This window comes from Prevotella sp. PTAC (assembly GCF_013166535.1).
GTDB lineage: Bacteria > Bacteroidota > Bacteroidia > Bacteroidales > Bacteroidaceae > Prevotella.
In genome coordinates, this window is sequence record NZ_JABKKK010000001.1 from 168,621 (window position 1) to 183,920 (window position 15,300).

The 15,300-nt window shown below is 42.3% G+C and carries 13 protein-coding genes; 2 read left to right on the forward strand and 11 right to left on the reverse strand.

From position 1 onward, the window contains the following. Positions 1 to 410 precede the first annotated feature (410 nt). Positions 411 to 1,712, forward strand: a complete 1,302-nt coding sequence (locus HPS53_RS00720; protein WP_172203851.1) for a hypothetical protein — start codon at positions 411 to 413, stop codon at positions 1,710 to 1,712. Between the two features lie 408 nt (positions 1,713 to 2,120). After that, positions 2,121 to 3,476, forward strand: coding sequence for an MATE family efflux transporter (locus tag HPS53_RS00725; RefSeq protein WP_172203997.1), 1,356 nt, complete (start codon positions 2,121 to 2,123; stop codon positions 3,474 to 3,476). On the opposite strand, the gene HPS53_RS00730 is transcribed toward HPS53_RS00725, so the two are convergent. The 11 genes from HPS53_RS00730 to HPS53_RS00780 all read right to left on the reverse strand — a co-directional run bounded on the left by HPS53_RS00730 (position 3,473) and on the right by HPS53_RS00780 (position 15,228). Further along, positions 3,473 to 4,540: a nucleotidyltransferase family protein gene (locus HPS53_RS00730; protein WP_172203853.1), complete on the reverse strand. Its 1,068-nt coding sequence runs from the start codon at positions 4,538 to 4,540 to the stop codon at positions 3,473 to 3,475. The two genes, HPS53_RS00725 and HPS53_RS00730, sit on opposite strands and share 4 nt — an antisense overlap. Before the next feature lie 22 nt (positions 4,541 to 4,562). Then, entirely contained in the window at positions 4,563 to 5,675 is a 1,113-nt protein-coding gene (locus tag HPS53_RS00735) for a glycosyltransferase family 4 protein (protein WP_172203855.1), read from the reverse strand. Between the two features lie 178 nt (positions 5,676 to 5,853). Next, positions 5,854 to 6,918 carry an acyltransferase gene (locus HPS53_RS00740; RefSeq protein WP_172203857.1) on the reverse strand — a complete coding sequence of 355 codons (1,065 nt, stop codon included), beginning with the start codon at positions 6,916 to 6,918 and terminating at the stop codon, positions 5,854 to 5,856. Between the two features lie 127 nt (positions 6,919 to 7,045). Next, the gene (locus HPS53_RS00745) at positions 7,046 to 8,257 is read right to left on the reverse strand and encodes a radical SAM protein (RefSeq protein WP_172203859.1); all 1,212 of its coding nucleotides are present in this window, start codon (positions 8,255 to 8,257) and stop codon (positions 7,046 to 7,048) included. A gap of 115 nt (positions 8,258 to 8,372) precedes the next feature. Then, complete coding sequence (locus HPS53_RS00750) at positions 8,373 to 9,194, reverse strand: phosphorylcholine transferase LicD (protein WP_172203861.1); 822 nt, start codon at positions 9,192 to 9,194, stop codon at positions 8,373 to 8,375. 1 nt (position 9,195) lies between these two features. Then, entirely contained in the window at positions 9,196 to 10,245 is a 1,050-nt protein-coding gene (locus HPS53_RS00755; protein ID WP_172203863.1) for an NAD(P)-dependent oxidoreductase, read from the reverse strand. After that, positions 10,245 to 10,964 carry a 2-C-methyl-D-erythritol 4-phosphate cytidylyltransferase gene (locus HPS53_RS00760; protein ID WP_104369355.1) on the reverse strand — a complete coding sequence of 240 codons (720 nt, stop codon included), beginning with the start codon at positions 10,962 to 10,964 and terminating at the stop codon, positions 10,245 to 10,247. Before HPS53_RS00760 ends, HPS53_RS00755 begins: the two co-directional genes overlap by 1 nt. Further along, positions 10,961 to 11,701, reverse strand: a complete 741-nt coding sequence (locus tag HPS53_RS00765) for a glycosyltransferase family 2 protein (RefSeq protein ID WP_104369356.1) — start codon at positions 11,699 to 11,701, stop codon at positions 10,961 to 10,963. The genes HPS53_RS00760 and HPS53_RS00765 overlap by 4 nt, the downstream gene beginning before the upstream one ends. 148 nt (positions 11,702 to 11,849) lie before the next feature. Continuing rightward, complete coding sequence (locus tag HPS53_RS00770; RefSeq protein ID WP_172203865.1) at positions 11,850 to 13,130, reverse strand: O-antigen ligase family protein; 1,281 nt, start codon at positions 13,128 to 13,130, stop codon at positions 11,850 to 11,852. A 47-nt stretch (positions 13,131 to 13,177) separates the two neighbouring features. Further along, positions 13,178 to 13,735: a CatB-related O-acetyltransferase gene (locus HPS53_RS12720; RefSeq protein WP_275936841.1), complete on the reverse strand. Its 558-nt coding sequence runs from the start codon at positions 13,733 to 13,735 to the stop codon at positions 13,178 to 13,180. A gap of 128 nt (positions 13,736 to 13,863) precedes the next feature. Continuing rightward, the gene (locus HPS53_RS00780; protein WP_104369358.1) at positions 13,864 to 15,228 is read right to left on the reverse strand and encodes a lipopolysaccharide biosynthesis protein; all 1,365 of its coding nucleotides are present in this window, start codon (positions 15,226 to 15,228) and stop codon (positions 13,864 to 13,866) included. Positions 15,229 to 15,300: the final 72 nt, after the last annotated feature.

Here is a 15,300-nt window from a genome sequence, read left to right on the forward strand (position 1 = left end):
TTCGGCTGCCGATTGCTTTCCGTTTAGCCGCTAAACGGAAAGCAACGGGATACTAAACGCAACACAATCAGTATACTAAACGCAAACCAGAAATTTGCAAAAGCGGAATATCCAGAATATAAACAACATATATTTTTCGTATAACACTGATATACACCATATTGCGTAAAACAGCAAAATACGCCGATATTTGCGGCCGACGTATTTTAATTTTCAAGCGACCGAAATATGAAAGACCTTTTGTAAACATTATTCACTGCATTCAGAAAGATGCCGTTCCTACATTCATCATCATTTTTTACGGTGTCATTATCATATTATGTATCGTTTCTTGCTTGTGTCTCGTTTTTTTATTTTACCTTTGCAGAGTTAGGAAAAACAGCAAAAACACCGATACAAGCCTGATGAATATGAAAAAGAAAACAGTTTTTATTTTGATGATGGCACTGGCCACGATTTCAGCCTCGGCACAAAACTCATATATAGTGAAGACACGTGGGGCAAAGAAAGCGGCCGTAACGAAAAGCACGGCAACGGCCGCCGAAGACGAAGCCGAGCCGGAGGCCCGCGACTTCATTGGCGAGAACTTCAGGTTTTACAGTCTCTGCGACTGGCAGGAAGGCATGAAATTCATGGTAATGCCCGAGAAATACGATCTGATAGTCAACACGTTCTGCGACGCTGCCACGGGCAAGGAGGTGAGCAGCGGACGGCTGCGCCACAAAATAATGATATACAAGGGACACACAGAGACACCCGAGGGATTTGCGCTTGTAAACTTCCTGTGCACGGACGACAACAAGAACTACTACTACCGGATACCTAACGGCACGTTTGAAGACTACTGCTACGGCAAGCTCGGAGTGCCCACCCTCGCCTATCTCGGCGACGTGGACATAGCCCGGGAAAAACTGATAGGCATGAAACTGTATACCAAGGCAACCCGTTACAGGGTGGACACAGAGATGGACGGCGACGGATTTGAGGAGATTTCGGTGCCGCTTAACGAGGAAGTGACCGTGAGGGCGGTAGGCGCAGGCAGCCGCAGCTGCCCGGTCAAGATTATCGTGGAAGACAAGAAAGGCCGCGAGTTCTATCAGAGCGTGGCCATGAGCAAGACAAACAGCGGCATGCGCGACGACGAGTTCATAATGGACAAGGCAAAGTTTCTCTTCGCCGGATCGTTCGAACTGGCAGACGCCAATATCGCGGCGTCAAACGAATACTCCAAGTACATCGGGCGAAATGTATACACCAAGTATCCGACGAAAATGGAAAACGCCTCGGGAGTGATGGTCGGCATTGCCCGCCTGTCGACATTCAGGATAGAGAAGATACAGACACAGAACGGAACAAGATATGTGAGAATGACGCTGAAAAGCACCAACACCGGAGAGACGTTCGTAAAACAGGTGACATTCGTGAATGAAGACATCGCCGGCGACATCGACGGAGCGCGCGAAGACTACTATGGATACCTGTTCGGAGCAGGAATACCCGAGGGACTGAAAGGGCTGTCGGAAGCGAAACGTAAGATGATTCAAGAGGGTCGTGTGGCCGTGGGCTTCACAAAGCGCGAGGTGAGAATGGCAAAGGGCGAACCAGACAAGCACGCATCGGCGGAAAACGGCCGCACAGACTGGATATACAACGACGGAACGATAGTCAAATTCACCAAAGACGGCAAGGCTTTCAAGATCGAACATCACTAAGGACAAAGGCATACAGAGCTTTCTTTAATCGCAAAAGGCACGGAGGCACACAGGCTAATCCAGTATGATATGGTATAGCCGTATGCGCCTCCGTGCCTTTTGCGATTAAAGAAAGCAGTTCATAATCCGGTTCTTTCACCCACCGCAATTCACGTAACGATACGATGCCAAAAAGCGGTTTCCTGTTGTTTTCTTCTCCACCGAAAGACAAAACACACGGTTTCAGACCGAAATAGATGTCTGAAACACCGTAAATGACAGTTTATTTGTAACTTTGCAGACCGAAACACTGACTGCCGGTGGATTTATGCCGGCACGTACAAGTATCGACACTAAAAATACAAGGAATTGAAATCAGGGAAAGACAAGAGCGGGAAATTGCTGGCATACATACGCGACGGACGGGCAATGACAAGACGGGAAAAACTGCGCCTCATCATCGAGATGAGTATCCCGTCGATGCTGGCTCAACTGTCATCGGTGCTGATGTTCTTCATAGACGCCGCCATGGTGGGCAGTCTCGGAGCGCGGCAGTCGGCATCCATCGGCCTGGTGGAGTCTACCACGTGGCTCTTTGGCGGACTGCTCGGTGCCGCCTCCATGGGTTTCTCGGTCCAGGTGGCCCACTGCTTCGGGGCGGGCAACTTCGAGCGGGCACGCCGTGTGTTGCGGCAGGGCATTGTGTGCACCCTCATTTTCAGCACCGCGCTCATGCTCACGGCCGTTGCCATCCATTCCCGACTGCCGTTCTGGCTGGGCGGCGGCGCCGACATCGCAGCCGACGCGTCTATGTATTTCCTAATATTCTCGCTTGCCCTGCCCATGTTACAGATGTCGAGCCTTGCCGGCAGCATGCTCAAATGCAGCGGTAACATGCGCATCCCGAGCATGCTCAACATCATGATGTGCGCTCTCGACGTGGCGTTCAACTACATATTCATATTCGTCATAGGCCTGGGTGTTGCCGGTGCCGCCGTCGGCACTCTGATGGCTATAACCGTGACGGCCTGCATGATGATGTATTTCATGATATTCCGCCCCGGCGAACTGTCGCTAAAAGGACGCCCGGGATCGTTCCGCCCAACGGCCGACTGCGTGAAAGCGGCTTTCAAGATCGGAGCGCCCATGAGCCTGCAACAGATACTTATGGGCAGCGCACAGATAGTGAGCACGGCCATCGTGGCTCCGCTCGGCAACATATCGATAGCGGCAAACACGTTCGCAATCACAGTGGAGAGCATCTGCTACATGCCGGGCTACGGCATAGCCGAGGCCGCCACCACGCTCGTGGGACAGGGACTGGGCGCCGGACGCCGGATGCTCACCCGCAGCTTCGCCCGTCTGTCGGTGGCACTTGGAATGACGGTGATGACACTCATGGCGGTACTCATGTTCGTCTTCGCCCCCGAGATGATGGCTATAATGACTCCCGTGGAAGACATACGCGCACTCGGCACCGCCGCACTGCGCATCGAGGCGTTCGCCGAACCGATGTTCGCGGCGGCCATCGTCTGCTACGGAGTATTCGTGGGAGCGGGCGACACGCTGAAACCTGCCATCATGAACCTTGCCAGCATGTGGGCCGTCAGGTTGTCGGCCGCCGCCATCCTCGCCCCGCACTATGGCCTGCGCGGAGTATGGGTAGCCATGGCGACAGAACTGATATTCCGTGGCGCCATATTCCTCATCCGACTGTTCAAAGGCGGATGGATGGAAACAACAAAGAAAGAAGAACCGTTAAAAAAGGGAAACGCGCCGGATTAAAGATACCCACGCTTCAGGCGCCAGAAGCGTTGATAGACATGAAAGTAAAGCCCCCAGAGCACTTCGCCGGGGAAATAGGCCGACATACGCAGGGCGCGACGCTGCTTGCGCATGAAAACAGCGAGCGGAGAAGCCGACTTATGAGCCGGCACACGAGGGTCGAAACGTCCGAAATTGCCGGCCGTAACAATATCGTCGAGCAGAAAACGACCCGCAACGGCATCCTGAGGCAACGGCATCTCGCTGTCTGTAAGCCCGAAAACCTCATGAAGCACATACATCATCCCGCAGACAAAACGATATAATCCGACACGCCGCAGAAAGCGGATGTTATCTTCTTTCATCCTGCCTCCGGGCAACGACGACACAACGTAGTAGTAATCCATGACCTGACGCAGCCCTATGCCTTCATCGAACAAATGGCGGAAGATGTGGATAGGGATATACACAGAGTTGAAGTGAATGTCGGGGACGTTATAACCGCCGGCACACGGCACATTGTCCCATGAGTGATTAGCGTCAAACCACCGCATCAGCATACGGTTTGAGAAAGGAGAGAACATCCACGACGGACGGAAATGCACCTCTACGGCAACATCGTCAAACACGTGGAAGTCGATATGGTGATAGCGTGCCTTTGCATCCGGAAAATAACGGTGCACAAAACCGCAAACGTTCTCGGACCCTCCCTCGACCCACAAATCAATATCGCCGCTCTGACGGCGCATCGGCCGGGGATAAAGCACTGCCATGCCCTGCCCTTTCAGCACGCAAGACCGCAATCCACCCGAGGCAAACAAGCCCGAAACGTCCGATGCACGGCGCGACACAAGAATATTGGTTTGTTCTATTTTGGCCGCCATGACCGCCAATTTCACGGCAACAGGTCTCGGCGGACGCTGGCTCTCGGGAAGCAGATCTACCGCCGAGGCACATATTCCCGCCAGCGAATGCTTCACGGCCATGCGGTAAATATGGTTCCACTCGGAAACGGACGGAGCGGCATCAAGACACCTCCGACGGCCGACGGCAACTTGAAGAATGTCGAAGAACAATTTATCCATCAATAAAAAAGGCGATAACAACTTATCGCCCGACAGTTTTATCATAGACACTCATCACCGAACCGGCGATATTATTCCAATCATACAGACCCATATCGTAATCCACACGCAACACCGGGCTTAGCATGACATCACGCAAACGGTCGGCCAACATACGCACGTCTCCCAAACGGAAATAGCATTGTTCAGGAAGACCGACTTCCATATTGGCGGGAATATCGCTCACTACTACGGGCAGGCCGTAGCTCATGGCTTCAAGCAAAGCGATGGGCAGCCCCTCGTGCGAAGACGGCAGTACATAGCACATGGCGTTGGTGAGCAGTGAATGAAGCCTGACGCCTTTGACAAAGCCCGTAAGCACAACGCCGTTATCGAGAGCCATGCGTTTAAGCCGACGGGAGTAATCGTCTTCAAAGTCGGTGTCACCGGCCAGTACAAGACGCGTATTGCCGTCTATGACACCCCGTTCTTTCAACATCGCAAATGCCTCGACCAAGTCATGAAGGCGCTTTTCGGGAACGAAACGGCACATACCAAGGATATATCTGTTTTCCTCAATGCCAAGAGAACGGAAATAATCTGGAGCGGAACACTTTTCGGGAGCGGGAACACCGTTCGATATCACATGCACGCCACGAGTGCGGCCGTACTTATCGGCAATCAACCGCTCTATCACACGGGAAATAACGATGACATCGTCAGCAAACATGCAGCCCATCCGCTCACCGAGTTTCAGCATGGCCTTAGCCACTATACCCCACTTGTCACGGTCATAATCGGGACCGTGATGAGTGAAAACGACTTTCAACCCTCTCATCTTGGCATACGGAACAAGCAACGCCGGGCCTATGGCATGGATATGGACAATGTCTGCCCCACACCTTTTCGCCTCGTTTATTGCCCTGAACGTATGTATTATGGCCTCAAACGACTTCTTCTTCGGCGTATCTACGTCTACGAGATGCACGCCGTTCCACTCGGTAAGCGGCTCACGTTCGGTCACGTAGTTCTTCCGGCGGGCCACTGTAACGTCGACACCCATGGCCGCTATCCTTGGGAACAGTTCCTCGCAATGGGTCTCCACGCCACCCATTATATTGGGAATGCCGCGCGTACCGGTAACAAAAACCTTCATGATATATTTTGATTTTCGGATTTTTATATTACTTTTGCCCCATAGAGGCAATATCACAATTAATGAAAAGATTTCTCACTGCATTATGGGAGCATCTCGTTTATGCGGGCATACTCGTCACGGTATGCTTCTCCTCATTGTGGCTGCTTGCCAAAGGGAAGAGAAAGAAGTAAATATCCTAACCAAATTTAGCAATAATTCCTTTCAAAAGATAATGTTTCATGACATGTGAGAAAACGATCGTACCGGTCATTACAGACACCGATACAACGATATACAGACAATCGGTATCGGATATGAAATTCTCCAAATGAAGTCGCTCGACCACACGAAACATTACCATGTGGCAAAGATATATTTCCATCGACAGTCCGCTGACATATTTTACGACCCTGTTGTTGAACAATATATTGTCGGAACCGATGGCATATATAAGCACGATTGTGAAAAGAACAAGTTCGCTAAGTAACAGGACAAAACTTGAATACTCCCATAAAGACAACACAAAAAACGTCAAAACACCCGCCAACATAATGCAACAGGCCATCCGATTGTGTCTATTCACAAATAAAGACAAAGGATTGCGATAAAGAAACACAAGCCCTCCGGCCATGAACAATGGCATACAATAAACAATATTTCCTCGCCCAATAACAGGCTCTGGACTCTCTCCATTGAAAGAGTACCGTGTAGCCATCCAAACCAACAACAATGTCGCGACAAGAACAATCCAGCCTCTACGCCTGTTGTCCATCAAAAAGACAAAGAAAGGGAACAACATATAGAAAACAAACACGACCCCCAAGAACCACCCTACTCCGATAACTGAAATATTAACGTCAGGAAGCAGACCAAAACACAATGTCATATCCGCAAACATCTCGTATAAAGAATACATACTCGGTGATATAATCACATCAAGAACACAAAGAGAAGCAAAGAACGGAAGTATTCTTATATATCTTTTCTTATAAAAAGAATTGGGAGTAATCAAACCGGCTTTAATCCGCTCATAATATCCGCAGCAAAGCGAAAAACCGCTTACAACCATGAATAACAGTGTAAAATCGGTAAACCACGGTATCAACGTGACAGTAAAATAGTTTTCAGACGGCTTCACAGAGATGTTTGCCAATACGTGCATTATCACTATTCCAATCGCCGCATACGCTCTAAGACCGTCAAGTGAACCGTAACGTTCAAGACGCTCTGCCTTTTCGGGGGGGGTAAATTTATTTAACACAAGTACTCTGTTGTTATTATAGAAAACAGCGTGACAATCAATAATGGTCACACAAAACTTATTTCAATGCAAACAATGGCTTTTGCCATATCAAAAGCCACCAAACGCTGCATACGAAATAGGAATGTTACTTTATTTCAATCTCACGGTCAGTCTCAGCCTTCGTCGCCTCATAACCCTGACCGGCAACGTCGTCATTGACGATATCTTCGCCACGCCTGCCACGCAGAGCCTCTTTGGACACATCTGAAAGTCCGTTGTTTATGTCTGCATGTAAATCGCAAGTGGAGCAACGATCAAGCTGCTCTTTGGTCACTTTTCCGTCACGATAGTCGCAACACACCTTGTTTTCATACATGGAGTATTTGCCACCTAACAAAGACTTCAACTTATGCTTCAAAACCCAAAGTAGCGGAATACGGATATACTTATGCATCGCAGGACTCACGGAGCCTATCATCCAGCAGTTGCGGTTGCAATGCCTAACCTTCTTCCGCACTTCTTCCGCCTCGGAAGAGTTCCACAATTCATCCCACGTCTGACGGTTAAGATTCCCCATAACCTCCTTGTCCTTTGTACCGTTACAAGGCATCACATCTCCATATGGATCGATGAAAAACGTGTCGAAACTCATATCGCAAGGCAAAAGACGTGTCCGGCCATAAATATAATTAATCAGCCCGTGATTGAAATACGCACGGAACCATTTCTTCGGAGAATTGGACTTCAACAGTTCATTAACCAAATGTTCAAAGTTCTTTGCCACCATGGGACGGTCGTGGATGATGTTCTTCGCCTCAACAAAGTAGAATGAGTTGTGTAGCGACGCCGTGGCAAACTCCATCCCCATCTCGTTACTTAGATTATAAAGAGGAACGAGATCAGGAGCGTTTTTATCCTGCACGGTCATTCCGAAACCGACATCCTTCATTCCCATCTCGCGCAGCTTTTTCAAAGTGATGTATCCACGGTTAAATCCGTCGTTAAGACCGCGTATCTCATTGTTTGTCTGCTCCAATCCCTCTATGGAGATACGGATTCCTATCTGCGGAAACTCCTTACACAGGTCGATTATTCTGTCTGTAAAAAATCCGTTTGTCGAGATTACGATACGGTCACTCTTCCTATAAAGCTCTCTCACCACGTCTTTCAAATCAGTACGTATGAAAGGCTCACCACCAGTAATATTGGTAAAATACATCTTCGGAAGTTTCTTGATTGTATCTATCGAAATCTCTTCCTCCGGTTTTGACGGTGCCTTATAGCGATTGCACATAGAACACCGCGCATTGCATCGGTAAGTAACAATCACCGTACCGTTCAGTTTTTTTTCTGCCATTATAATAATTATTATTTATATTTTCTATCTCAGAACACCCATCCGGTTAAATGTTGTCCTTTTATCATTTTCAAAATTTTAGATATATCGTTGATGTAATTATTACATTTCCATTTTATTCAACTTTTGTCACATTATGCCTGTTACGTTCTTCAATTGGAGGCAACTGCATATAATCACCATAAAAATATCTCAAATAAACATCATTATCATCGATCCCATACACCATCACATCCTCAAAAGGCAATAAAGTTCCTTTACCGATCCATTTTTTAGGGATAAACTCTTTCAACATCATTGAACCACTTAAAGATGCTCCATATTCCATTTTGTCCAAATCATAATGGCTGCAAACCTTTCTATACAGATGTCCCATCCTTACCGGATTCAGTATTTTCTCTATATGGGTCATCTTGGCAAATTTTATCGCCATCGCTTCATGCCATGGACGCTTTTTATTCATATTAACGGCAACACTGAAATTCGAGAATTGATACAACATTCTTGTCATCAAATAAAAGAAAGAGAATATCTTCCGTTTAATCCCCGGAGCAGGAACTCCGTCAAACACAAGAATATCCATCCACGCGCCAATTTCTTTTTTCTCCATAGCGTTATTCAAATAAAAACGAGTATTCCTATCTATTATTCTAGGAACAAGCCATATATGCCCTGGAGTTTCAAATCGGCTTAAATACATACTGTCCGGAAGTTCCTTGTCAGCTACATCCAAGAAACGATTATATTCCTTACGAGTCATCAAGACATCTATATCATCATCCCATGGTATGAACCCTTTATGACGCACCAAACCTATCAAAGAGCCTCCGGTCATGTGATATTCTATACCATATTTCTCACAAATACTGATAAAAGTCTTAAAGATTTCAAACTCCGCCAATTGAAGCGAAGACAAATGTGACAAATCTGTTTTCATTTTACTTATTTTTTGTCTTAATAGAAATACTACTTATATAGCGAGCAAACATTTCATACAAACCATATTTCGGTCTCCATCCCAATTCCTTTAATTTATCACATAAAAGAGGCAGCTTTGTTACCGGAGCATATCCCAAATTATCATTCAGTTCCATAACGACTTTACTTTCTTTATTAAAATTAGAACAAAGAAAATAGGCCAATTCTTTTATTGAACAATAAGTATCCTCATTTGCCACATTATAAGCCGCACCATCCTCACCTTTTAATAATATATACAACAAAGCCGTAATACAATCCACCGTATAACAATATGGTTTCGAAGATTCGCCCGATGTATGTAATACTATATCTTCTCCATTTATTATTTTTCGAGCGAACTGGGCAAACACACGATTATCATTAGCAGATACCCCCGGACCAAATGTTTGCGTCAGACGTGCAATCTTTACCGATACACCATATTCTTTTGAATACGCATGACATATTGTTTCCGCAGCACGCTTACCCATCGAATATGAGCTTCTCACATCCAACGGATCGATATACCCCTGATTTTTCTCATCTATCACATTCTCATTTAATATACTTCCGTAGCACTCCAATGAAGAAACATAAACAAAACTTCTCACACTTCTCTGTTTGGCATATTTCAGAAGTTTTATCGTACTTAGCAAAGACAGTTCAAATGTCTCAACGGGGTTATCTATAAAGTATTTACTTACAGTAGGACTTGCACAATGAAAAATAAAATCATAAGATTCATTTGTTGTTTCAATGAACTCCATCAAATCCCCGACATAAACATTTAAATGCTTAAAAATATCATCATAAACCGAATATGCCTTTTCTTTATCACGAACCGGACAAGTGATCCTTATACCCAAATCATGTTCCATATTCAATGCCATAAGACATTTCACCAATATGGATCCGATCAGACCTGTACCACCGGTAACTAATATATGTGTTCCTCTCAATCGCTCATACAGACCAAAAGACCTCACAAAATCATGTATGTCCTGCTTTAATATCGTACTATCCATCATCAAAATCCGAATATCTGTTGATTTTCATGTACCTCAACCATTGCCCTAAAAACAAAGAAATCTGTTGGTGTCGTTATTTTTATGTTCTCCATAGGGCCTTGCACTATTCCCAGTTCATATCCATAATGCCTCATCATAGAACAGCTGTCTATAAAATCTGTAATACCATCTTTACGTGATTTCCTATGTGCTGTCAATATATCTTTCAAATAAAAACTCTGAGGAGCGCGGGCTATCATTGTATCGGATCTCTTAGGAATATCCATCGGATTTTCTTTGTTTCTCATAATAACGGTTTCAATAGCCGGAACACAAGTAATACAACTTCCCACTTCCTTTACTTTCCGTATATTAGCGGTTATAACTTCTTCTGTTATCAAAGGCCTCACACCATCATGAATAAGTACAATCGTATTGTCACCTGCGGCATATTCCTCTACCGCACAAAGTCCTTTATAAATGGAATCTTGCCCCGACTCCCCACCCGGCACAACTCTTACAACCTTGTTTATCTCAAATTTACGAATCATCTTTTCCAAAAAAGGAATCCAAGATTCAAGACAAACAACAATTATTCCATCTATATCCGGATGATTGTCAAACAATTCAATGGTATAGATCAAAATTGGCTTACCGTTCAGTTCCAAAAACTGCTTAGGCCTGGATTTCGTATTCATCCTGTTGCCAGAACCACCTGCAAATATTACGGCTATATTCATCTCTTCATTATCTTTAATAGTCTTCTGTAGAATAATGCACAAATATTAAATGTCATTATCCTAAATGTTTTTAGCAACGGATTTTTTACGTATTTATCTTTAGAATAAATACTATAACGCTCCTTAAACTGTATAAAAAGGCCACTGAATTTTGACGAAACACCGTCCATCGTAAAATACGCAATATCATCATCAATATTTAAAACCCTGCAGCCAGCATTCTTCAACCTCACATGGAATTCTGTATCCGCACAAATTCTATAATCAGTATCATAACCTCCGAATTTTTCAAGTAAAGCACGCCTTGTCATCTTTGCCTGATGATTTCCATCGTACCCTTCTGACTTCCATTTTTTGATACTTCCATCTGGTCTTACCAACAAAATAGAACCGCTCACTATAGCTTCATCTTTTGTTTGTACGGACATTAAAGCATTTGTACCATCAGTAGTCAACTTATCATCACTACCAAGATACATTACCCATTCTCCCGCCGCGTTACGCCAACCTTTATTGAATGCATCATAAATCCCCTTATCTGGTTCCGAAATCAATCTAAATCTTTTATCTACCCGAATAAATTCTTCCACGATATTAACGGTACTATCCGTAGAAGCCCCATCTACAACCAAACATTCCCAATCTTGAAAAGTTTGATTAAGAACACTTTCCATTGCCACAGCCAATGTCTTTTCTGAATTATATGTAGCAATTACTATTGTAATTTTAGGTAACATATTTATTTTTTTATTTTCGAATAACTTTCACAAAACTATTATACACCAATTATTTACCTTATAACAATTACTCATGCATATAATCCCCATAAATACACATAAGCATAAATCTTATTAACACTCAAAACGCCTACCACTATTTATTATGTTACTTTGTATATATTCTATCTGATTTTGGTCTAAACAAGCAGTAAAGAGTTATTGCCACAAATATCGGTTCTAAAAAGAAATTGTATGATATATTTATAGTACAAACAGCTATAAATATTAAAAGACGTCCTTTTACATTATATAAATTCGATATATATATAGAAGATTTATATAAACAAAAATACAACAATAATCCTAACGGTATCCCCATCATTGCTATAATCTGCAATAAACCATTTGAAAGCCTTATATCCAATTTGGGAAACAAAACATTGCGAACATAAGAATAAGATTTATCATCTCCATAACCAATCCATGGAGAATCCTGTATATTCATAAATTCCAAATACAATCCCTCCCACCGTTGAGGGACATAAACCTTTCCTTGTTCAATAAACCAGTTTGCAGCCCCTTGTTGAATAAAAGACTCTTCACTGAACACATATTTTATCTTATCCAACATAAATGGAGCCAATAAGAATAACCCAATAAATCCTCCTAAGATACCATAACTTAAAGCCTTTTTATATCTCTTGCCATTATTGTTCATAAACAAACCATACAAACAAACACCGAAAGTCAAATATCCTGTTGTCGACTGAGTACTCAATATACCTAATAGCAACACCCAAAAGTTTTTTTTGAACAACATAAATCTATTTCTAAATAGATGTATCAAAAATGTAATAACAAGAATAGATGAAAAACGTCCCGGCTCCCAAGCAAAACCAATATTACGTATTATGACACCCTCTCCTTCCCTCAGTTTACTTGCGAACCCCCAAAATCCCCATGTTCCACCACATGTATTGACTGAATATATAGGCAAACTATACAAGGACAATAAATCCCTTATTGACGGAAGTATGACAATTATAATCCATAAAAACAAACTTATCCTTGTCAGTTTAACCACAGAAGTCTCAATATAAAAAAAGAACTTTTTAATCCCTAATGTTCTTATTATTATAAAAGCAAATAGCACATCATATATTCGACCTGCCAGTACATTATATCCATCAAATTTATAATAAAGAGCGATTTGCCATATAAGAACAATAACTAAAGCCACAATCAAAGATAATATACTACCTAACTTTATTCTTACCACATATAAATAATAGATTGAAATCACTGGAATTATCAAATTCCATAAATTATTAAACCTAAGAGAATGACTGTTAAATCCTTCTATAGCTCCTCCAAGAGCTATAATCATAATAATAAAAATAACAAGTAATCTATTATCTATTTTCTGGTCACAATTTTTCAATTCCATAATTGTTACATAACAAATAAATTTTCAACAAATTCAGTTTTCATGATTTACAATTCAACATCAGAATTTTGTTTCAACTTTTCAATATCAAGAAAAAGAAGAGTATTTTCTCTTAACCATTCCACATCTTTATTCCACCAACATACATTCAATAAATAAGCAACATCTTCCTCTGAATATCTATACTTTATCACTTTCGCCGGTATGCCTCCTACTATGGCATAAGGCGGTATATCTTTCGTAACAACAGATCCGGCCAAGACAACAGCCCCATCACCTATTCTGACCCCACTTACCATTTTGACACCATAGCCAATCCAACAATCATTCCCTATAATCACAGGATACTTGCCTTCAGCATAGTTATGCTCAACAAAAAGCTGGTTTTCTGTAAAAGAATGCCCGTTTTGTTTCAACAAAGAAAAAAAAACGGGTGAAGTGGATACATAAGGATATGTATAAGGATGAATTCCCAAAATAACCGTACAACAAGAAGCTATCGAAGTATAACGCCCCACTTTTCCTATAATCATGGAATTACTTGCTATATAAGACCCTTTTCCAAGATACCCATCAAACACAACATTTCCATAAAGTTTATTCATTCCTTCAAATATAGACCGATTAGAAATCTTACAACTGTAATCAAACAACAATTTCCCTCTCCACCTGTATTTGAATACCAGAACCTTTATGAGATGTTTTATCCAATTATAAAGCATATAAATAATTTCTATCGCAACCAAATTCCCGTTGCCGTATTATTCACGATTTTCATTATTTGTATCTTACCAACTAATGTCAATACAATCAGTGTCATTGTCGGTACAAACAAAACTCCTTGAACTCCCCATAAACGACAAAATATATGTATGGAAGGTATTGAGATAACAGCAAAACATACATTTATAATCAATTGCAGACGAACGTTACTTGTTCCATTAATAAGAATCATATAAAGATTGGCACTGGAATAAAACAGAATAAAAATAGCCATACACACAGATAACGAAAAAGGAATTACGATGGAATCGCCAATCCACCACTTATACAAAAAATCAGAACACAATACCAATAATATCAGTGAGGGGATACATAAAAGCCATAGTTTTTCCAACTTCTTTACTATGTTACGCATCCATTTATAGTCATGTTTAGTATATGCATCCGTAAATGCAGACCAAAACGGAGTAAGAATAATCGTAAATAACATATTCAATACATTGAAATACTTATAAGCAATATTATACTGCGTAACGGCCTCAGGCCCTTCCACTCTTGACAAAACGATATTAATAATCTGATAGATAAATAGCATAGAGACCATTATTACAAAAAACTGTCCGCCCAATCCTAGTATCTTCTTAGTCAATGAAAAACGGACATAACTTATTAATGGCGACACCGCCTTATACCTTTTCCCATTAAACAGAATGACGGAAACCAAAATCAACAACAAACAAGGTATACCTGAAAATGCAAAAGCAAGAGCTCCAAGACTTCCTGACGTGATCTTTGTCAAAATATAAATACATCCCAAAGCCAATACCTGTCCTCCAGTTTGTATCAATGATGCCAATGCCGGTTTCTGATCTGCCATTAACATTGTTGTAAATACACTTCCCACAATATTCAGGCAAAAAAAACAAGCCAACAAGCCAAATACTATATGCAATTCATCATTGTATATACCATCTATGTTCAAAATATTGCTCCAATCCAGATATCTATTAACAACTAAAGTTATTGTCAATATAACAGAAAACAGCAAAAACAGTACTGCGTATGTAGTACTGACATATTCTCTCGCCAACTTTATATCTCCCTTTGCTTTCGCCTCTGCAAAGCGATTACGGAAGCCATGCGCAAATCCTAAATCAAAATATGATAACCAAGCAATGATGGAACTTAATGTCAACCAAATACCGTATTTTGCTGGATTTACATAACCAATTGTCAACGGAACGATTTGAAGTGATACTAAAATACTGACACATTTCAAAACCAATGAACCTGCGATATTCTTCTTTACGGCAATACTTCTAACATCACCGTTACTTAAACTTTTCCTGATTTTATTTAATATACAAAAATTCATAAGCCATTAATACTTTCACAATCCGAATGACTATCAACCGGAGCAAAGCAAGAAATCATGTAACAGATTGAA